Raw genomic sequence first — 19836 nt, 5'->3', positions numbered from 1 at the left:
GTCTGCGCCCGGGCGGCTATGGCGCGTCGATCGCGACGGTCGCGTTCATCCGGGACCAACGGGCCAGCGCCGCGATCGCCACGACGTCGAGGATCACGACGCATCGCTCGACCAGGCCGAGCGCCGAATCGGTGAGCGCCCCTGGTCCGCTGTCTGCCAGGAGAACCACGGCGAACGGCACCACGCAGGCCATGGTCAGGCCGGCCACGACGCCGACGGTCCTCGCGTGCGAGCGCCAGCGGGACTCTCCGCGATGCCGCCACCACAGCAGCGCGCAGAGCGCGGGCAGGCTGACGAAGTTCACGACGGTGCAGAGCATGTGCACGGTGCCGAACCAGGTGCCCGGCCCTCCGGCAGGGTCCTTGAGGAAGATGGTCAGGCCGAGCAGGCTGAGACACCACAGCGCCAGGAGCGCGGTCGCCACCGGGCGGGACCGCAGCAGTCCGTCCCGCACCCAGTGCGCACCCAGCAGCACGACGGCGAGGTTCGCCCCCAGCAGGGCCAACGTATAGGCCACGCCGGGTATCGCGGTGCGCACCGGGTACTCGGACATGAGGTCGCGGACCGGGTCCACCCCGCCGGAGCCGGGCAGCAGATGCACGCCGACCAGGGTCACGAGCGCCGCCCCGGCCAGGTAGAGCGACTGTCTCGGGTGCGGGCGCGGCGGCGTGATCTCCATGGCCCCGAAACTAGGTAACGAGCACCCGGCCCAGGAATGGTGTTCGCCGCCGTGTTCGGGTGGGGTTGTCCTCCGTCGGCAGCCTTCAGACCTGGGGCCGCAGCGCGGCGAAGCTGCGTTCGAGCAGCTCGGAGATCGTGGTGTCGTCGTCGACGTTCGCCCAGGTGGTGAACGCGACGTCGAGGCAGGCGAGCGCCGCCTGGACGATGATCTCGGCGCGGAGTGCGGTGTCGTCGTCGTCGGCCAGCCGGGCGGCGACGAGCGGGACGAGCATGCGTCCCCACAGCTGATGCTTCTCGAGGTTGCGGGCCCGCAGGGACGTGGTGCTGACGAGCACGCGCATGGCCACCTTGCCGCGCTGGACGCGGCCGTTCTGCTCCAGGAGGCCGACGAACGCCACGAAGGAGGCCAGGAGCGAGTCCCAGACGGGCTCGTCGGCGGGGCGGGCCGCGAAGGCGTCGCGCACGAACTCGCCCCACTGCTCGGGCTCGCCGACGACGACGTCCTCCTTGGCGGGGAAGTAGCGGTGGAACGTGCGCCCCGACATGCCCGCGGCGGCGGCGATCTGGTCGACGGTCACCTGGTCGAAGCCGTGCTCGGCGAACAGGTCGAGCGCGATCTCGGTGATGCGTGCGCGCATGGCGTCGCGGCCTATCTCGCGCAGGCTCGGGCCGCTGTTCGTCGTGCTCGACATGGCTCAAGACTACCGTCGATGCCATTCATGTCAGTGACTGACAGATATGGCGTATGCTGACAAACGTTGCCTCACAGCTAAGGAGTCTCACCATGGAGACGCGCACACTGGGCCGGCAGGGCCTCACCGTTTCGGCGCTGGGCTACGGCGCGATGGGGACGGTGGCGTTCTACGGGCCCGCCGACGACACAGAGTCGATCGCCACGATCCGGCGCGCCCACGACGAGGGCGTCACCTTCTTCGACACGGCCGAGCTGTACGGCTGGGGCGAGGGGGAGAAGCTGCTCGGTCACGCGCTCGCACCGATCCGCGACGAGGTGGTGATCGCCACGAAGTTCGGCTTCACCGAGACGTACGGGTCCGACTCGCGGCCGGGCCACATCCGCGAGGTGGTCGACAACAGCCTGCGGAACCTGAACGTCGACACCATCGACGTGCTCTACCAGCACATCCCGGACCCGAACGTCCCGATCGAGGACGTCGTGGGCGTGATGAAGGAGTACGTGGACGCCGGCAAGGTCAAGTACCTCGGCCTCTCGAACGCCGACGAGGACACGATCCGGCGGGCGCATGCGGTGCACCCGATCTCGGTGGTGCAGGAGGAGTACTCGATCTTCGACCGGGAGTCCGAGGCTCTGCGGCCGGTGCTCGAGGAGCTCGGGATCGGGTTCGTCGCCTACTCGCCCCTGGCGCGTGGCTTCCTGAGCGGCGCTACCAAGCCACGCGACCAGTACGAAGCCGACGACGTACGCCAGATGATCGGCTGGTGGGCTCCCGAGAACTTCGACGCCAACGTCGAGATCGCGAGCCGGCTCGGCGAGCTCGCCGCGAGCAAGGGCATCACGCTCGCGCAGCTCTCGCTGGCCTGGCTGCTCGCCCAGAAGGACTACGTCGTGCCGATCCCGGGGTCACGCAGCCCTGGGCGCGTGGCGCAGAACGTGGCGGCGGTCGGCATCACCCTGACGGACGACGGCCTGGCGCGGATCGCTCAGATCGTGCCGGACGGGGCGGTGGGGAGCCGGGGCGTCTGACGCTGGGGTCCTAGGGGCTCGGGGCGAAGAAATGACCATGCAATTGCTGCCAAGCTGCTGCGCGTCCTGGCAGCAACTGCATGGTCATCTCGCCTGATGCGGCCGCTATCGTGCCGGGATGACCGGTGCCGCGCGCCCCATCCTGTTCCTCGACGTCCACGGGACGCTCCTACCGTTCGGTGGATCCGGCATGCCGACCCTGCCGGAGTGACGCCTCGCCACGCTTGTGACATTGCTGGGGCGGTGGGAGCAGGGCGGATCCGGTCACGGGCGGGTCGAGATCTGCTGGACCGACCAGGCGTTGCCGTCCGGGTCGTTGAAGAAGCAGAATCCCACGTTGTCGAGCGGCTCCGGCATCGGCGTCGGGTTCTCGCCGAGGACCTGGACCTCGCTCACCTCGACACCTCGTTCGGCCAGCTCCGCCCGAGCCTTCGTGACGTCGTTGACGACGAGCTGCAGGCCCTTGAGCGATCCTGGCGGCATGGCCGCAACGACACCTTCGCCGATGACGACCGAACATCCCGATCCAGGCGGGGTGAGCTGGACGATGCGCTGGCCCTCGCCGATCTTGGTGTCGTGGTCGACGTGGAAGCCGACCTTGTCGCTGTAGAAAGCCTTGGCGCGGTCGACGTCGGAGACCGGCACGACGACGACTTCGAGGGTCCACTTCATGGTTGCTTCTCCTGTGCTCTGGCGAGTTCGGTGAGGATTGCGTCGAGCCGGTCGTACGCCTGACCGACTCCTCGGGTCATGGGGTAGCGGAGCACGATCTCGCGCGCTTCCGGAGACGGGTAGCGCAGCGTGCTGGTCAACGTCGTGGCGTCGGCGCGCTCGGTGAGCTGGTGCTCGATCAGCGTCTCGCCGGGATAGGACTGGTCGTCGAACACCTCGGTGTAGACAAGCCGCGACGGTCGCTCGACCTCGCGGTACGTCCCGGACTGGGCCAGCTCGGCGTCGTCGGGGCCGCGGGAGACGAACCGGTAGTGCCCGCCGACACGCAGATCGATCGTGCAGGTGACGAGATTCCAGCCGCGGGCGCCGTACCAGCGGGTCAGCAGCTCTGGTTGCGTCAGCGTGTCGAAGAGGAGACCTGCGGGAGCGTCGAACGTCCGCGACAGCACGATCTCGCGGTCACCCGGCGCGGCGACGCGCAGGCGACTGTCGGCACTCACGACCGGCCGTCCTGAGGGGTCGCGGCGGAGCCCCCGTCGGCCGTGAGTTCGGTGAGTAGCGCATCAAGCCGTTGATAGCTCTCGCCCCAGTAGTCGCGGTAGTTCGCCAGCCACGCGGTGGCGTCCCGCAGCGGCCCTGCCTGAAGCCGACACGGCCGGCGCTGCGCCTGCCGGCTCCGCGTGACCAGTCCCGCTCGCTCGAGCACCTTCACGTGCTTCGAGATTGCGGGCTGGCTGATGTTGAACGGCGCGGCCAGCTCTGTGATCGTCGCTTCGCCCGAGGCGAGCCGGGCCACGATGGCGCGGCGCGTCGGGTCGGCGAGGGCGGCGAATGTCGCATCGAGCCGCTCAGCGGTGACGGTTCCCATAACCAACCAGTTTCATAACCATATGGTGATGGAACCGCATCTGCGGCCGGCCTGTCAAGACTGGGGGTCGTGAGCGGTGCGGCTGGTGACTTCAGGAGCGTTTGGAGCGCTCGAAAAGCAGTGGATCAGCGCTGCTGTGCGCCATTAGCGTGCTGCCGAACGAAGTCGTCGAGCCAAGGTCGTGCCGTTGTACACCCTGTGAGATCTCCCGAGTGCTGATGTGTCGCGCGTCGCGCCTGTGCGCCGCGCACCTTTTTGCTGCGGACCTCTCACTGAGACCGGTGTACTTCTATGCTCAAAACCTGGGCAGTCATGCCCACCTGCCTGCCGCTCGTTCGCCGCCGTTGTCACGCGTGCGAGTCCGAGCGCTTCCGGGCAAGCGGAAAATTCCGCGTCAACGCACACCACAAAATCATCGACGCCTGGCTTCTCGCGCTCTGTACCGTCTGCGAGGAGACCGTCAAGCTCACGGTTCTGGAACGGGTCAAGGTGCGTTCCATCCGCCCTGAGCTACTGGACCGGCTGCACAACAACGATCCTGGCCTGATACCTCAGGTGCTCCAGGATCCGGCGGTGCAGCGCCGCAATCGCATCACCCTCGACTGGGACGGCGCCTGGCGTCTCGACACGGGCGGACCGGACGGCCTGGACCACTCGGATGAACTGGACCACGAGGTGCTCGACGTCTCGGTCCGTTTCGCGGCGCGGATCCCGGTCCGGCCGATGCGACTGATCGCTGAAGGGTGCGGTCTTTCGCGGGGCGAGGTCGAGAGGCTGCTCGTTGCGGGGAAACTCGTCTCGGCGGTCCGGTTGAGCGGCAAGCTCTCCGGCGACTTCGCCTTCACGCTCAAGCGCTGACCCGCGCTTGGGATTGCGGCCTGTCCGGCATCATCTGCCGGACAGGCCGCACTGAGCCCGGGTCTACTCGGAGACGAACGTCCGAGCCAGCTCCACCATCGCGTCCCTGACCTCCGCCAGGTCTCTGCCCTCCTCGGTCAGCCAGTGCGCGATCATCTCGCCCGACAGCGCCGCCAGGAGCGCGTCCGCGCGCAGCACGGGGGAGGGCGTGCCGGCGAGGCTCAGCAGATGACGGCAGTGCGTGCGCCAGAGGGCGTGCGCCCCGCTGCGGAACCGCGCGCCCGGAGCCGCCGTCTGCGACAGCAGCACCAGCTCCAGCTGTTCGGCGACGAGCTCGGTGTACCCGGCGACGAACGCCGTCAGCCGCTCGACAGGCTCCGCTCCCGGGCCGAGCGGGGGAGGCCCGGAGATCATCAGCTCCTGGAACTGGCGCTCGCGCTCGCCGAGCAGGGCCATCGCCAGCCCGGCCTTGTCGCCGAAGCCCCGATAGAGCGTCCCAACGCCGACGCCGGCCTCCTTGGCCACGGCCTGCATGGTCACGCGCTCCACACCGTCGCGCGCGAAGAGCCGCTCCGCCGCGTCGAGCACCTTGCCCTGGTTGCGGGCGGCGTCCGCGCGCCGGGTGCGGGCCGCGCCTTCAGGCTGCCCGTGCACGGGCAGGGGAAGGCTCGTTGACAAAGCGGAATCGGTTCCGCTAACTTCCTTCATGAAGCGGAACCTATTCCGGTTTCGCGTTGCCGTCGATCCGACACACCGGAGCTGACCATGACCCGACTGTTGCATATCAGCGCTTCCCCACGCGGCGAGGCGTCCGAGTCCCTGGGCCTTGCCACCGCGTTCCTGGACGCTTATGGCCAGGCTAACCCCGGCGTCGACGTCGAGCACTTCGACCTGTGGGACGGCACGCTGCCGGAGTTCGGCCCCGCCGCGGCGAAGGCAAAGATGGACGTCTTCGCCGGCGTCGAGCCGAGCGGGGAGGGCATCGCCGCGTGGGAGGCGGCCAAGGCGACATTCGCCCGGTTCGACGCCGCCGACCGGTACCTGTTCAGCGTTCCGATGTGGAACTCGGGCGTGCCCTACGTCCTCAAGCAGTTCATCGACGTCGTCTCGCAGCCGGGCATGGTGTTCGGCTTCGACCCGGTGACCGGCTACGAGGGCCTGCTGACGGGCAAGAAGGCCGCGGTGATCTACACCGGCGCGGTCTGGGGCGAGGGCCGCGGGCCGGAGTTCGGCAGCGATTTCCAGAAGCCCTTCTTCGAGGGGTGGCTGCGGTGGGCGGGGATCAGCGACATTGCGAGCGTCCGGTTCCAGCCGAATCTTGCTGCGGCGGATGTCGACCTGGCGCGCAAGAAGGCGCATGCTGCGGTGCTCGACACCGCTGGGTCGTTCTGAATCTTGGTCAGCCGCAGGGATCTCCGCCCGAGTAGCACGGGTCGTAGTCCACGTTTTGCTCCACGGGTGGGGGATCGTTGAGGGATCGCCAGTCCACCTGGGGAACGATCAGCAGCACGATCGCCGCGACCGCCCAGATCCCGACCAGCACGTGCCAGATGTACGCGATGATGCGCGCGTTCCGCCGTCGGGCAGAGAGGAAAGTCCAGGTGACACCGGCCAGCATGATCGCGGCGACGACCGCGTAGAAGGTGGTGTGCCGTGGCTCGGGTGTGGACGGCGCCAGGAATCCGTAGGCGTCCACCGTGTTCATCAGCAGCGCCACGGGGCCCGCGAGGGCGACGAGCGATGCGACAACTTCGAATGCCACGCCGGGACCTGCGTTGGCGAGTCTCTCGTCCTGGCTGCTCATCGTGACGGCTCCTGATCCTCAAAGGTGGCATGGTTCCGTGAGAGATCAGGCGAGGAACCGCGAGGCGCGCGCGATCAGGCTCTCATCCCGGGCGATCACGGCCCATCCGACGGCGGTACCGAGGCGGTTGCGATCCTCGAACAGTTCGCGGGCGATAGGGCCGAATATCTTCCGGGCGGCGGGGATGTCCCGCACTTCATTCAGGACGATGGCAACGACGCGCCAGGCCCAGTGGTCCTGGCGCGCGATCCTGACGAGGACTTCCCCTTCCTCGGCCCCTCCGTGCAACAGGTACAACGCTGCCGCGGCGGTCGGGCGCATCGCCTTGCTGTCGTCGAGGAGCTTCCGCAACCTGGCGACGTCGGACCCTGTGGCATGCGGCCGGGTGGCGATATACGGCAGGACGTGGTCGGACAGCGACACGGCATCGTGCCTCGTCGTGATCGCCGCGTCCAGAACCCGGCTCAGGGTCTGGTCGCCGAACACGTCGCGCCCGGTCAGGCGGCGGTAGGCCCAGGCAGCAAGGCCGTCGTCCTGCTCGGCACGCCGCGCGAGCAACCGTGCCGCACGACGATGCTGACCGAAAGCAACCGCACTGAGGCTCCCGATCGCCAGGGCTGCATGCCGCCACTTCTCGTCATCCTTCAGCAGGTCCACGACGCCTGCGGGCACTTCTCCGCGAATATCCCAGTCCTGGAGCACCTCGGCCAGGCGTAGCGTCAGGAAGGGCCGTTCGTTGCGGGCCATGGCGCGCAAGACGTCCGCCAGCAGTGCATCGGCGTACGCGTGCAGGGGGCGCACCAGGTCGTCGATACTTACGTCCCGCACGGTGAAGTAGGAGCCGCCCGAGCTGTACTTCGTCGCAGAGAACAGGTTCGTGCGCCCATCCAGCTCATCGCGTACGTACGGCAGGCACCTCGGGTCACCGATCCGAGCCATTGCCCAGACGGCGGCCGCTGCGACCACTCGGCGAGCGTGGCGCTCCTCGTTGATGGCTCGGTCCTGGAGCAACAGGGCAATCTCGTCGGCGTAGGGCCGGGCAGCATCGCCCGTGCAGGCGAGCAGGTAGCAGGCTGTGTACCGCACGCCAGGGTCGGGAGACGCTAGATAGGGAGCGATCAGAGGCACCACCTGGCCGGCCGCATCGCGCTGACGCGACAGCAGTCGGCCGCAGCCTTCCAGTGCCCGCTGCGCGAGCTCGTCAGGCACTGCCTCACCCGCTTCTGGGGCGAGGAACTTCTTGAGCAGCTTGAGGTAGGTGACTTGGTCCGGTAAGACGGCGTTCAGAATCGCGAACAGCACACCACCCGCACCGACGTCGTAGGCCGCTGCTTCCTTCCACGGCCTTGCATCCATGTCGACGAGCGACTGTGCAGCGACGACTAGACGCACGGCGCGATCCGTGGCGTCTGGGAGCTCAAGCAGCGCCGCGATCGACAGCTGTGCGTCGCCACCAGTGGCAGTCTCCTCCAGCACCGCACGCACCCGCGCCCGCTCTGGGTCGCGCTTGAGCACTACCGACAAGGCATCGATGAGGTCGATCCGCGTCGCCTGGTCCAGCTCGGTTTCCCATAGGCCGAGCAGCAGCGTCTCCGCTGCCTGTGGCTCGAGCAGCCCGGCCGCTACATGGATTGCCGGCCGACGTACCAGTGGATCGTGGTCCGCGACCACAGCACGGACCCGCGGTTCTACGGAACGGACGGCCGCCGGCCACGCGCGGTCGATCCATTTGTCGTCCGCCGTCTGCCACGTGAGGCAGTGGTCCCAGACCAGGTGTACGAACGCGGCCCGGTGGTGGGTCGCGGAGGCGGCGAGGTGTAGAAGGAACGGCAAGGCGGCTGACGACGCCGAGCAGATCCAACCTCCTTGGTGGTGCAGCGCGCTATCGAGTTCTGAGATCGCCTCGGCGACTTCATCGGCGTCGGTGGATGTGCAGCGCTGCAGAAGGTGTGGGATGTCCGCGGCAGAGCCGTAGTTGTGCTCCAACGACGCCCAGTCGATCCCGTCCCACGCTTGCATTCCCAGACGGTACGACACTTCCCAGGGGTGCCGGGCTGGTCACCGCGCGGGTTCCTGGCAAGGTGAAGGACCTCGCCGCCCGGGCAGAATCAACCCCATGAACAACGACGCCACGATCGAGTCCGTACGCGCCAGGCTCCGCGACTTCGCTGCAGCTCGGGACTGGGGTCAGTTCCACAAGCCAAGAATCTCGCGATGGCGCTCGCGGGCGAGGTGGGTGAGCTTCTCGCCGAGATGCAGTGGCTGACGGACGATCAGGTCCACGAGAAGCTGGCGGACCCCGAGACTCGAAACGGTGTCGAGGAAGAGTTTGCTGACGTCTTCCTATATCTGGTGCAGCTGGCCGACGTCTGCGGCGTGGACCTGGTCCAGGCGGCGCACGCGAAGATCACGAGAAACGATCAGCGGTTTCCACCGGGGCAACCGAGAACCCGGCTGTAGGTGGTCAGCAACTCGCCGACGGTCAAGGCCCCGAATCCGGAGTCATCGTCTGTGGATGCTGTTGCCGCTGTCGACGTCGACCTCGAGAAGTGCATGTGCAACTGCTCGACTTGCTCGGCGGTGAGCGTCCACGGGCTGCCAAGTTCCACGGGATGCCGCCAGCCTTGCCGCCGCATCCAGCCCCGCATTGTCTTCGCGGCTATACCAAGCTCCACTGCGAGCTCTGAAACGGTAGGTGTGGTCCTATCCATCGCCAGAGGTTAGCGCGAATCGATTTCCGAGAGACGTGTAACGACCGATGCCGAAGACTGTGGACCAACGGGGGACTGCCTCAGGAATGGGCGACACGTCGGTTGCAGTCGGCGAGAGCTCACACGGCTGACAGTCGTCGGTCACTTAGCCTTCCGTGTCGTTTCCCCGCCGACGGAGCGCTCGCTCGGCAATCCCGCTGGATAGCTTGCCCGTCACGGAACGGGCCTTGTCGAAGGTTTCGTTCCCGAGGCGCCTAGCTGTGCCGACGCCCTCGGCTCCGGTCTCGAGCGCCTTGTCCTTCACCTCAGTGGCCGCATCGACCCATCGCCTCGCCTCCAGTGCCTGTCGATCGCTCTCGATCCCGAGCAGCCCATGGAAGTCGACGACGGCGGTCGTGACACGGCTGCTCGAATACACCACTGCTCGTGACGTGGTCGGGTGCAGCAACACTTTCGCGTTCGCAATGCCCGCTGCCGTCTCGATCCGGTCCATTAGGTGCTTGGTGCTCTGCGAGATGAGATCCAGGCGGTTGCGACGGGCGACCCTCAGTGCGAGACGATGCTGATCTAGTTCATCCGGCGATGCATCTAGCACGCGGTCCAGCTCGAGCACGGCGATCGCATCCTGCAGCTGGAAACAACGTGCCAGAACGGCGAGCCACTCCAAAACCTTGGACTCGGCTTCCTTGGATGTCTTGGCGAGATCGGCGACGTTGGCCTTGTGCTCCAACTTCTCCGCGAGGGCGTCGAGCTGACGCAACACATACGCCTGAGTTCGTGCGATCGTCATCGGTGTGGCTTGGACCTTCGACCAGGTGACCTCGGAGACCCGACCTACATGCTCTCGGACGGTCATGGCTTCTTCGATAACGAGGTTCACGCCGATCATGTCCGCCAACACAGCGTCCTTCTGGGCGCGGAGCACGTCGTCGACTTTCTCGTCGATCGTTGCGAGGTAGTCGGCTATCTCGTCCATGGCCTGTTGCATCGCGAGCTGCGCCATGATCCCTGCGGCACCAGCAAGGATCGCCGGGTTGGTCAGAAGAGACCCGTGCCCCTTCGCGAATTCGACGAACCCCTTGATCTGACCGCTGTTCCCCTTCAGTACACCTGAGCTGAGCCCTGTTTTCGAACTCGTCCTCAGCCCGTGTTCGGTGACAAGCCGAGCCGACTCCTCAGTTAGCTTGAGCCAGCGACCGGAGTTGGCAGCGATCTCGGAACTTGCCTGCGCGGCCCCAGCCGCGGTGCCAAGGACCGGCCCTAGCCGGTGCAGTCCGAGGTCCTTCGACGGCAGCCCTTTAGAGTCAAGGAAGCGTTCGACAACCATCGGATCGCCGATGAGCGCTAGACCATCGCCGTCACTGATCAGCTGAATCCCGTGGTCCACCGTTGGCTCCTGAGATGTGAAGGTAGTGGTCTGCGATGGACTTGGACTACTCGGTGGTGTCGCCGGTCCCCACTGGAAGTCCGCGGCGCTGCTCGTCCGTATCGACAAACAGGACGCCAAGTCCTGCTCGAACCTAGCCGCTGGATGGGCGCTGCCTACGGATCAGGGCGGGTGAACCTGCGAAACCCGACAACAGCGCGTCGTGCGGCGCAGTGCCGCCGGCTACGACATGGGAATCGAAAACACCACCCGAGACTCGGAACCGGTGCAGCCGGTGGGCGTTTCCTCTCCAGCGTGCCTGAAACGGCGCAGCGACGGGCCGTGGAAAGGCACCACGACGACGGTCACGCCAGCCAGCTAGATGCCCGGAGAGCCGTGCGTCGACGACGAAAACTGTTTCGGCTGATTGATCCCGAACAGCTCGCGGACTGGCAGCACACCTTCGAGCGTGATCTCAGCGCGGAGATCGTCTGGGCGGGCATCCCATAGCTCTTGAGCCATGCGGTAGCGGTTCTCGATGGCCGAGTGCCCTTCTCGAGGGACCAGCCTCGACCCGTTTGCCGCGTACCCAACGCGTCGGGAGACGGCGTTCGAGGCAGGATTATCGTCGTAGGCCTCGCTGAGCATCTCTGCGGCATCGAGTCCTTCGAAAGCCAGGTGCAGCGCCATGAGCCGCATCCGGGTACCGATGCCTTGGCCGTGGTGCTGGAGCCCGAGCCAGGAGCCGGTGTGCGCGGAACGCGTGACCGGGAAGTTCTTCGCAGAGATCTGTTGTTCCCCGACGATCTCGCCGTTCCGGACCACGGCAAGTGACAGCACCCAGTCGTCGGGTGCGGCCCGAGCCCGGTTCTTCCACTTGTGCGCGAGGACATTCCGCTTGACGTCCTCGCTTGTGCCGCGGGTCCACGCCCAGGAGAACGGGACGACCTCGGAGTTGTGCACGCCATCGGCCGCGAGGTCGGCGAGTGCGAGGAGCTCGGCATCGTCGGGCAGCCGAAGCTCCAAGTCATCCCAACGGACCCGAAGCCCGAACGTCGGCATGACAGCGCTCAGAGCGGCCCTGGTCGGCCAATAGGACTCCATGTCGCCGCGTCACATCCTCTCGGGAGCCCGGATGCCGAGGAGGTCCAGGCCGGCAGCGAGGGTCCGACCGGTGAGGTCGCACAGAGCCACGCGGTTGGACCGCACGGCGTCGTCAGGGGCCCTCAGGACGGGGCAGGCCTCGTAGAACTTGGTGAACGCAGTTGCCACGTCGTACAGGTACCCGCACAGTCGGTGCGGTTCGAGCGTGACTCCGACGTCGTGCAGGGCAGCGCCGAAGGCATCGAGGGTAAGCGCGAGGCTCTTCTCCGTGGCGTGCGCCGGGAGAGTGGCGTCCACGAGGCCGACGCCGGTCGCGGCCGACCCGTCCGACGTCATCGCGGCGGACGCCTTGCGCAGGATGGAGCGGACGCGTGCGTGCGCGTACTGCAGGTAGACGCCGGTGTTGCCGTTCGTGGCGACCATCTGGTCCACATCGAACACGTAGTCCTTGGTGCGGGTGTTGGACAGGTCGGCGTACTTGATCGCTGCGATCCCGGCGGCGTGGACGATGGCGTCGAGCTCGGCGTCGGTGAAGTCGTGCTCCTTCGACTCGAGGACGGTGCGGATGGCGGCCTCGGCGTCGTCCAGCAGGTCGGCCAGCCGCACGGTCTTGCCGGAGCGGGTCTTGAACGGCCGCCCGTCGGTGCCGAGCACCGTGCCGAACGGGACGTGCTCTGCCTGGACGGTGTCGGGCAGCCAGCCGGCGCGGCGGGCTGTGTCGAAGACCATGCGGAAGTGCAGGGCCTGTCGGGCGTCGACGACGTAGAGGATGCGGTCGGCCTTGTAGTGGTCCACCCGCAGCTGGAGCGTGGCCAGGTCGGTCGCCGCGTAGCCGAAGCCGCCGTCCTTCTTCCGCACGATCAACGGCACGGGCTCGCCCTCGGGCCCGGTGACGCCGTCGGTGAAGGTGACCACGGCGCCGTCGGACTCGGTGGCGATCCCTGTGCGGAGCAGGTGGTCGACGACGTCGGCCAGGGCGTCGTTGTAGCGGGACTCGCCGTCGAAGTCTCCGCCGTCGAGCAGGATCCCGAGCCGGTCGTAGATGACCTCGAACGCCTTCTCCGACTCGGCGACCAGGTCCCGCCACACGGCCAAGGTCGCGTCGTCACCGGACTGCAGGGCCACGACGCGGGCCCTGGAGCGGTCCGCGAATGCCGGGTCGGCCTCGAACTCGGCCCGGGCAGCCTTGTACAGGCCATCGAGTGCAGACATCGTCTCGGCGCCTCGGCCCTTCCACGACACCTGGGGGTGTTCGTCGAGGTACTGGATGAGCATGCCGAACTGGGTGCCCCAGTCCCCGATGTGGTTCTGGCGGGTCACGTCCGCGCCCAGCTGCGTGAGGACGCGCACGAGTGCGTCGCCTATCACGGACGAGCGTAGGTGGCCGACGTGCATCTCCTTGGCCACGTTGGGCGCCGAGTAGTCGACCACTACCCGCTCGCCCGAGCGGGGTGTGGTCAGGCCGAGCCGGTCGTCGGCGAGCCGTGCCGCGACGGCCGACCACACCAGGTCGTCTGGGACGGTGATGTTCAGGAATCCCGGACCCGAGACCTCGGCCGTGAGTCCGGTCAGGCGCTCGGCGACGTCGGTCCCGATGTCGCGCGGGGCGCGGCTGGCCTTCTTGGCCACGGCGAGTGTGCCGTTGGCCTGGAAGTCGGCGCGGTCGGATCGTCGGACCACCGGGTCGGTGTCGGCCAGCTCGGCCGGGAGCACCTGGGACAGGGCGGCCTGTACGGCTGCCTCAACCTGGTCCTTGATCGCCACGACGTCGTGCACGCGTGAGCCTTTCCTTTGAGTTGTGTGAGACCTCTACGTCGCTGAGGGTGCCATGCGGGGTGGTGGCACACCACGTGAATTAGGTGCCGAGCAGGGCGGCCTCGTCGCCGAGCTTGAACCTCCGGATGATGGAGCCCTTCGCGCCGCGAGGGCCGGCATGAGCGACGTCGATGTGTGCGACTCGGCAGCCAGCGATGCGCTGGTCCGCTCGGGTCAGTAGGTCGTCGACGGCGACGCCGTGCTCGTCGACGACGGCGACCGTCAGGTGGGGCTCGTCGGTAGTACGCCCCAGCCCGCTCAGGTGGTTGGCGATCCTCGCGCGCAGAGCGCTTCGCCACTGACGAATCGAACCCGGCAAGTACACGTCGGCCAACACGTATCGTCCGGTGACGGCCTTCCGGGCAACAGGGCCGAAGGCAAGCAGGAAGGGCTCCGTCGTGCGGGCAGCCTTCTCTACGAGTGCGATCACGTGGGCAAGCGAAGCCTGATCCGCCTCGCCCAGTGCGACCGTCACATGTGGCCGGCTGTTCCCGTCCCGGCCGAACCTGACTTGGGAACCGAACGAGCCCGCGATCGCGGTGTGCAGTCGGACGACGTCGTCTGCGGCAGTGCCTTCGACGGCAAAGGACACACCTATCTTCTGTGACACCTCAGACACGGGGACGTCGCCTCCTTCCGGTTCACGATGTCGACCGTCAGGCTGACCGCTCGGTCGGTTGCTCGGCAGACCGCCCGGCCGCCGACCGCAGCAGCGATGCCAGCACCACCGCAGCGCCGTCCTCGTCGATCGTGCCGGTGACCTCGTCGGCTGCCTCGCGCACGGCCTCGGCAGCGTGACCCATCGCTACGCCTCGGCCGGCCCAGGCCAGGGCTTCGATGTCGTTGGCCCCGTCGCCGATCGCGACGGTGTGCTCGATAGCGACCCCGAGCTTGGCCCGGAGTCGCTCGAGCGTCGTGGCCTTCGAGACGCCCGGTCCGGTCACGTCGAGCCAGTCCGGTCCCGCGGTCGTGACGGTCATTCCCGTCGCTCGCAGCGCTTCCAGGTGCAGTCGGATCTCAGGTGCGGCCAACGAGATCCGGCAGGCCGGCCCCGCGCATAGATCCACCACGGTGGCCTGCGTCTGCTCGCCGTTGAGCAGGCTCGGGTCGAACGGGCGGTTCACCTTCCAGCCTCTGACGAGTTCCTCGACCCCGACGAGGACACTCGGAGCGAGTGAGAGGGCAGCCTGGATCACTACTGCCGGGTCGAACATCCGAGCGTTCGCGAACCGGTAGCCGTCCGGAGCGCTGGGATCCAGACGGATCGTCAGCCCGCCGTTGGCCGCCACGGCATATCCGGTGGTCAGCCCGAGCCGTTCGGCGATCGGTAGGAGCCCGTCCAAGCCTCGACCGGTAGCGAGAATGAGGTGGTGCCCGGCGGCTTGGGCGCGGTCGATCGCCTCGTGGACGACGTCGCTGATGTGGCTGTTGGCGTGCAGCAGGGTGCCGTCGATATCGAGGGCGATCAGCATCGGCGAAGCGATGTCGACGTTGTCGTGTGTGGTCACGGTGATCTCCGATGGGTCAGGTCTGAGGTGCCCGACGTCGGCGGGGGAGCCATCGCCGTCAGGCAGAACCACCCTCCCGCTGCCTACGGGTGGAAGATCCGCCTGTCCAAGGAAGAACGCGATCCGAGTCTAGGTGCAGCAGGAACGTGGTCTCGGGCCTCCACAACTTCCAGAACCTGGAAACTTCCGCCAAGCGAAGGGCCCCGACAAGCTGCCGTCACTACGCTGTCTAGAGGCGGACGCCGACAGCACGTTGTGAGAACGGAAAGGAGGTGGGGAGTGGCCAAGAGCGCGAAGGCATCGCGGGAGCAGATCCGGCAGGAGCTATTCCGTCGAGGCATGCCTGCCAAGGATGTCGCGGTCGAACTGGCCCACCGACTGCACGTGCGGCCGCGCGTGGCCTGGCGATACGCGATGGGCTGGCCGCAATGGAAGCTCGTGCAGGAGTTCCGTTCCGACAACCCGCATCTGGCCGTTCGTGAGAGTCGCGTCTCCGAGTGGGAGTCATGGCCGTTCGGCGGATCGCGCCCGTCCTTGGAGGTCCTCGCCGCGCTCGCCGCTACGTTCGGCCATGGCTGCGTGGTCGCCGACCTCCTTGACGAGGCAGACCTCGACCGAATGTCGGCTGCGGAGCGCCGACTCGTGGCGGTGACACATGGTCGCACCGAGCCGGATCGGTCGTCGTTCCGAGTCTCTGCTGCACACGTGGAACGGATGGCGCCTGGAGCCCCCAAGCCTGAGCCCGCGAGCGCGTTCGAGAGCCTCGGTCGGGCGCTGACCGCGTACGCGCCGGCTGATCTGTCCCAGTACGCGTCGGGTCAGATGCTGGAGGTGAGTGTTGCTGCGGCGTTCACCGCCTTTCAGGCGTCGGACTTCGTGCTCGCAGCGGTCCACGCCACGAAAGCGCTCGGGATGGTCGACGCGATCACAACGTCGGACCGCACTTGTGCGTTCGCCTACCAGATCGCCGCCGCCCTGCTCTCGAAGACCGGACGGGTGGACTTGTCCTGGATCGCGGCGGACCGCGGCGTCGCGGCCGCTAACAGGAGCAACGATCGAGACGTGCACGTGTCGCTGCTGCGTACGACGGCATTCGCCATGGCGTCTTCGGGTCGACCAGCCGATGCTCTCGAAGTGATCGCGGGCACGGCACGGAGCCTCCAGTCGGAGATGGCGCGGACATCGACTTCGGCCTCGGTGTACGGCACGTTGCTGCTGACAGGTGCCGTGATCAGTGCCGGTCACGGCAACATGGCGGATGCGAACGCCTACCTGGATGAGGCCGATACTGCGGCCGTCGTGGTGGGGAGCGATCGCAACGAGCTCTGGACTGCCTTCGGGCCGACGAACGTTGTGATTCATCGGGCGAACGTGGCTGCCGCGGTGTCGGACATGGACACAGTCCTGACGACCGGCGGAAGCTTGCACGTGGACCACATGCCGACCGAGCGGCGTGTGCGGCTTCACCTCGACATCGCGCGTGCAAGCCTCGCAGTGGGGGACAGGGAGGATGCACTGGCTACGCTCGTGCGGGCCGAGGCATCGGCACCTTCCCAGGTCCGCCACCACCGCATCACGAAGGACGTTGTGAACTCTCTCGTCGAGACCGCCGCCAGACGCCCCGGGGTCGAGCTGACCCGGCTCGCACGCGCGGTGGGAGTCGCCGTATGACCGCCGATCCCACTGCACGGTTCGCGACGCCTCGTGTCGCGGCGGGCGCTCTGTTCGCGACAGACGATGCTGTGTTTCTGGTGCACAAGACCTACAGCAACGGGTGGGACCTTCCAGGCGGATACGTCGACATCGGGGAGTCTCCAGCTGCGGCATGCGAGCGGGAGTTACGTGAGGAACTCGGCCTGGAGCGGATTGCGCGGCGGATGCTGGCCAACGACTGGGCGCCGAACGATCGTGAAGGGGACAAGATCCTCTACCTGTTCGACTGCGGTCCGCTGGGCGACGACGAGTCACTGATTCGACTGGACGACGTAGAGCTTGATGCTTATGAGTGGGTCGATCTCGGAAAACTGAGTGACTACCTAATTCCCCGCCTTGAGCGGCGGATCCGGCAGGCGCATATGGCATGGCTCGCTGAGAGTGCCGTGTATTTGGAGCATGGTCGATCGCGGTAATCGCGGTTCAGCTTGTGCCGCCTGTGGCCAAGGCGTGGGTGCCCACGCGGCAGGGCATCATGAGCCCATGAACGACGACGCCACGATCGAGTCCGTACGCGCCAGGCTCCGCGATTTCGCTGTTGCCCGAGGCTGGGGCCAGTTCCACAAGCCCAAGAATCTTGCGATGGCGCTCGCGGGTGAGGTGGGCGAGCTTCTCGCCGAGATGCAGTGGCTGACGGACGACCAGGTCCACGAGAAGCTGGCGGACCCCGACACTCGAAACGGTGTCGAGGAAGAGTTCGCAGACGTCTTCCTGTATCTGGTGCAGTTGGCCGACGTCTGCGGGGTGGACTTGATACAGGCGGCGCACGCGAAGATCACGAGGAACGACGAGCGGTTTCCGCCGGGGCAACCGGTGGTCTGACTACGCGAATCACCCCATGTGTTGCCCGGCCCTCGACGCCTGACCTGCATAGACTCGCACTGCCCACGCGGCATCGACGGACTTCCGCTCCGACAAGCGGACATGTCCCCGCCGCACGTTCATTCGTGCTGCTCAGGGGACGTTCTTGTCGGTCATCCGCTATTCCGCGGCATCGTTGTCGTCGTCGCTCAACTCAGACTCATCTGCCGTGGAGACACACCTCGCTGAGCAACTCTCGCGCCAGGGCGTGCACGTAGGAGTGGGGGAGCGCCGTTCGTGGCACAACTCCCTGCCCGCGCTCGCGCGCGACCTCACTGATGCAGGCCTGGACCAGGTCGAGGTGCTTCTTGAGCACCGGCTACCGCTGACGTCGAAGCGCGCTGACGCGATCCTTGCTGGTGTGCACCCACGGACGGGGAAGCACTCTTATGTGGTCGTCGAGCTCAAGCAGTGGAGCCAAGCGAACCTGTGGGAGGACAACGACGCGCTCGTCGAGATCGATGGCGCCCGCTATCTGTCGTCGCATCCGAGCACCCAGGTCGCAGGCTATGTCCAATACCTGCGCGACTTCTCGCGAGCCTTTGAGCACACGCCCGAGGAACTGCAGGGAGTCGCTTACCTGCACAACGCGACCGACTTCGGCGTCAGCGATCTGCTTGCCAGCAAGGAACTTGCGCAGGCGCCGATGTTCACGGGGGAGCGTCGTGGCCAGTTCATTGAGCATCTGCAGTCGCTCCTGGCCAAGGGCGCGTCAGGCGTCGACGCTGCAGATCGACTGGTGAGCTCGAAGACCGCGCCGTCGAAGCAGTTGATGGCGGTCGTGGCAAAAGAGATTCGCGAGCAGGAGCAGTTCGTCCTGCTCGACGAGCAGAAGACGGTCCGTGATGTGGTCCTGCATCAGGTGAAGAAGGCGGCGTCGGCTGACTCCAAGTCGGTAATTCTGGTGACGGGCGGCCCCGGCTCCGGGAAGTCGGTGATTGCTCTGTCGCTGATGGGCGAGCTAGCTCGCGAGGGGCGCGCGGCGATTCACGCAACCGGATCACGGAGTTTCACCCAAACCCTGCGGAAGGTAGCTGGCAAGGGGTCGTCGCGGACGCAGGGGCTGTTCAAGTACTTCAACAACTTCATGGAGGCCGAGCGCAACGGTCTTGAGGTACTGATCCTGGATGAGGCCCACCGCATCCGCGAGAAGTCCGTCGATAGGTACACCCGCAAGGAGCTTCGAGAGAAGGCTCGTGCACAGGTGGATGAGTTGCTCGACGCCGCTCGGGTCCCGGTGTTCCTCCTGGACCAGAACCAGGTCGTGCGTCCTGGAGAGATGGGGACGCCGGACGATATTCGCATCGCCGCAGAGTCCAAGGGCCTCCAGGTCCACAAGATCGACCTCGCCGACCAGTTCCGTTCAGGTGGGAGTCTCGCGTATATCGAGTGGGTAGAGAGACTCCTCGGTCTGCGCGATGTGGAGGCCGGCCCTCAGCCATGGGAAGGTGTCGACGAGAACTTCGAGGTCGACGTCGTGGACTCACCCCAGGAACTTGAGGGTCGACTGCAGGCATACCGCAACACGGGCAAGGGCGCTCGCATGACGGCGGGCTTCTGCTGGCCTTGGTCTGATCCGCGTGACGACGGTTCCCTGGTTTCCGACGTCAAGATCGGGTCCTGGGCGCGTCCATGGAACCTCCGAGGTGAACGTTCGGTAGGTGGGGCTCCTCCCTCGGCTCTCTGGGCGACCGACCCGGCTGGTTTCGGCCAGGTCGGCTGCGTCTATACGGCACAGGGCTTCGAGTACGACTGGAACGGCGTGATCCTAGGACCGGACATGGTCTGGCGGCAGACAGCCGACGGCGGTCGAGGTGCCTGGTTGGTTCGGCGTGCGGAGAGCCGCGACGGAGAACTGACCAAGAAGAGCGTCACAGACGTGCAGTTCGACAGGCTCACTCGGAACACTTACAAGGTATTGCTCACCCGCGGGATGGTTGGCACGCTGATCTACTCGACGGACGAGGAGACGAGAAGGTTCCTCAAAATTATGGTGCCTACGGGAAGTGCCACCCAGGCGCTGACACCTGAATAGGTTCGTCTGCAGCACGGCATCGACCTTATGGAGCTGCTGTCGCCACGAACTTGAACGAACTGAGCACCTGAATCGTGACCGAGAATTAGGCACGCGCCGCTCGTCGGCTGCTGCAGC

At 66.6% G+C, this 19836-nt stretch carries 21 protein-coding genes; 8 read left to right on the top strand and 13 right to left on the bottom strand.

Going from position 1 to position 19836, the window contains the following annotated elements:
• Positions 1–16: 16 nt before the first annotated feature.
• Together AB0F70_RS19670 and AB0F70_RS19665 are read right to left on the bottom strand one after the other, a co-directional pair.
• Complete coding sequence (locus AB0F70_RS19670; RefSeq protein WP_357451945.1) at positions 17–679, bottom strand: DUF998 domain-containing protein; 663 nt, start codon at positions 677–679, stop codon at positions 17–19.
• 85 nt (positions 680–764) lie between these two features.
• Positions 765–1373: a TetR family transcriptional regulator gene (locus AB0F70_RS19665; RefSeq protein ID WP_357451942.1), complete on the bottom strand. Its 609-nt coding sequence runs from the start codon at positions 1371–1373 to the stop codon at positions 765–767.
• Positions 1374–1465: 92 nt separating this feature from the next.
• On the opposite strand from AB0F70_RS19665, the gene AB0F70_RS19660 reads away from it, so the two are divergent.
• Positions 1466–2404 (top strand): aldo/keto reductase, encoded by a 939-nt coding sequence (locus tag AB0F70_RS19660; protein ID WP_357451939.1) that lies wholly within the window; start codon positions 1466–1468, stop codon positions 2402–2404.
• 264 nt (positions 2405–2668) lie between these two features.
• Here AB0F70_RS19660 and AB0F70_RS19655 read toward each other — a convergent pair whose 3' ends face one another.
• The 3 genes from AB0F70_RS19655 to AB0F70_RS19645 are packed head-to-tail and all read right to left on the bottom strand — an operon-like array spanning position 2669 to position 3944.
• A complete protein-coding gene (locus AB0F70_RS19655; RefSeq protein ID WP_357451936.1) occupies positions 2669–3076 on the bottom strand; it encodes a VOC family protein in 408 nt (135 codons plus the stop codon).
• On the bottom strand, positions 3073–3576 hold the full coding sequence (locus AB0F70_RS19650; RefSeq protein ID WP_357451933.1) for an SRPBCC family protein: 504 nt from the start codon (positions 3574–3576) through the stop codon (positions 3073–3075). The genes AB0F70_RS19655 and AB0F70_RS19650 overlap by 4 nt, the downstream gene beginning before the upstream one ends.
• Positions 3573–3944, bottom strand: coding sequence for a metalloregulator ArsR/SmtB family transcription factor (locus AB0F70_RS19645; RefSeq protein ID WP_357451930.1), 372 nt, complete (start codon positions 3942–3944; stop codon positions 3573–3575). Before AB0F70_RS19645 ends, AB0F70_RS19650 begins: the two co-directional genes overlap by 4 nt.
• A gap of 291 nt (positions 3945–4235) precedes the next feature.
• On the opposite strand from AB0F70_RS19645, the gene AB0F70_RS19640 reads away from it, so the two are divergent.
• Positions 4236–4802, top strand: coding sequence for a DUF1062 domain-containing protein (locus AB0F70_RS19640; protein WP_357451927.1), 567 nt, complete (start codon positions 4236–4238; stop codon positions 4800–4802).
• A 63-nt stretch (positions 4803–4865) separates the two neighbouring features.
• On the opposite strand, the gene AB0F70_RS19635 is transcribed toward AB0F70_RS19640, so the two are convergent.
• Positions 4866–5456 carry a helix-turn-helix domain-containing protein gene (locus AB0F70_RS19635; protein ID WP_357451924.1) on the bottom strand — a complete coding sequence of 197 codons (591 nt, stop codon included), beginning with the start codon at positions 5454–5456 and terminating at the stop codon, positions 4866–4868.
• A 111-nt stretch (positions 5457–5567) separates the two neighbouring features.
• Between AB0F70_RS19635 and AB0F70_RS19630 the strand changes: the two genes are divergently transcribed.
• Positions 5568–6194 (top strand): NAD(P)H-dependent oxidoreductase, encoded by a 627-nt coding sequence (locus tag AB0F70_RS19630; RefSeq protein WP_357451921.1) that lies wholly within the window; start codon positions 5568–5570, stop codon positions 6192–6194.
• Positions 6195–6201: 7 nt separating this feature from the next.
• Here the strand turns inward: AB0F70_RS19630 and AB0F70_RS19625 are convergent, their stop codons facing one another.
• Both AB0F70_RS19625 and AB0F70_RS19620 read right to left on the bottom strand, forming a co-directional pair.
• Complete coding sequence (locus AB0F70_RS19625) at positions 6202–6564, bottom strand: DUF6234 family protein (protein WP_357451918.1); 363 nt, start codon at positions 6562–6564, stop codon at positions 6202–6204.
• Positions 6565–6651: 87 nt separating this feature from the next.
• Positions 6652–8625 carry a hypothetical protein gene (locus AB0F70_RS19620; protein ID WP_357451915.1) on the bottom strand — a complete coding sequence of 658 codons (1974 nt, stop codon included), beginning with the start codon at positions 8623–8625 and terminating at the stop codon, positions 6652–6654.
• 195 nt (positions 8626–8820) lie between these two features.
• On the opposite strand from AB0F70_RS19620, the gene AB0F70_RS19615 reads away from it, so the two are divergent.
• Positions 8821–9066: a MazG-like family protein gene (locus AB0F70_RS19615; RefSeq protein WP_357451912.1), complete on the top strand. Its 246-nt coding sequence runs from the start codon at positions 8821–8823 to the stop codon at positions 9064–9066.
• A gap of 396 nt (positions 9067–9462) precedes the next feature.
• Here the strand turns inward: AB0F70_RS19615 and AB0F70_RS19610 are convergent, their stop codons facing one another.
• The 5 genes from AB0F70_RS19610 to AB0F70_RS19590 all read right to left on the bottom strand — a co-directional run bounded on the left by AB0F70_RS19610 (position 9463) and on the right by AB0F70_RS19590 (position 15110).
• A complete protein-coding gene (locus AB0F70_RS19610) occupies positions 9463–10704 on the bottom strand; it encodes a hypothetical protein (protein ID WP_357451909.1) in 1242 nt (413 codons plus the stop codon).
• 357 nt (positions 10705–11061) lie between these two features.
• On the bottom strand, positions 11062–11745 hold the full coding sequence (locus AB0F70_RS19605) for a GNAT family protein (protein WP_357451906.1): 684 nt from the start codon (positions 11743–11745) through the stop codon (positions 11062–11064).
• Positions 11746–11796: 51 nt separating this feature from the next.
• Positions 11797–13563 (bottom strand): arginine--tRNA ligase, encoded by a 1767-nt coding sequence (gene argS, locus AB0F70_RS19600; RefSeq protein WP_357451903.1) that lies wholly within the window; start codon positions 13561–13563, stop codon positions 11797–11799.
• Positions 13564–13642: 79 nt separating this feature from the next.
• On the bottom strand, positions 13643–14221 hold the full coding sequence (locus tag AB0F70_RS19595; RefSeq protein ID WP_357451900.1) for a 2'-5' RNA ligase family protein: 579 nt from the start codon (positions 14219–14221) through the stop codon (positions 13643–13645).
• 37 nt (positions 14222–14258) lie between these two features.
• On the bottom strand, positions 14259–15110 hold the full coding sequence (locus AB0F70_RS19590; protein ID WP_357451897.1) for an HAD family hydrolase: 852 nt from the start codon (positions 15108–15110) through the stop codon (positions 14259–14261).
• 279 nt (positions 15111–15389) lie between these two features.
• On the opposite strand from AB0F70_RS19590, the gene AB0F70_RS19585 reads away from it, so the two are divergent.
• The 4 genes from AB0F70_RS19585 to AB0F70_RS19570 all read left to right on the top strand — a co-directional run bounded on the left by AB0F70_RS19585 (position 15390) and on the right by AB0F70_RS19570 (position 19719).
• A complete protein-coding gene (locus tag AB0F70_RS19585) occupies positions 15390–16781 on the top strand; it encodes a hypothetical protein (protein ID WP_357451893.1) in 1392 nt (463 codons plus the stop codon).
• Positions 16778–17239, top strand: a complete 462-nt coding sequence (locus AB0F70_RS19580; RefSeq protein ID WP_357451890.1) for an NUDIX hydrolase — start codon at positions 16778–16780, stop codon at positions 17237–17239. The genes AB0F70_RS19585 and AB0F70_RS19580 overlap by 4 nt, the downstream gene beginning before the upstream one ends.
• Positions 17240–17306: 67 nt before the next feature.
• Positions 17307–17645, top strand: coding sequence for a nucleotide pyrophosphohydrolase (locus AB0F70_RS19575; RefSeq protein ID WP_357451887.1), 339 nt, complete (start codon positions 17307–17309; stop codon positions 17643–17645).
• 208 nt (positions 17646–17853) lie between these two features.
• Positions 17854–19719, top strand: coding sequence for a DUF2075 domain-containing protein (locus AB0F70_RS19570; RefSeq protein ID WP_357451884.1), 1866 nt, complete (start codon positions 17854–17856; stop codon positions 19717–19719).
• Positions 19720–19836 lie beyond the last annotated feature (117 nt).

This window comes from Promicromonospora sp. NPDC023805, assembly GCF_040639635.1.
GTDB lineage: Bacteria > Actinomycetota > Actinomycetes > Actinomycetales > Cellulomonadaceae > Promicromonospora.
Note: the sequence above shows the minus strand (reverse complement) of the source record. Positions and strands in the feature narration are given on the sequence as shown.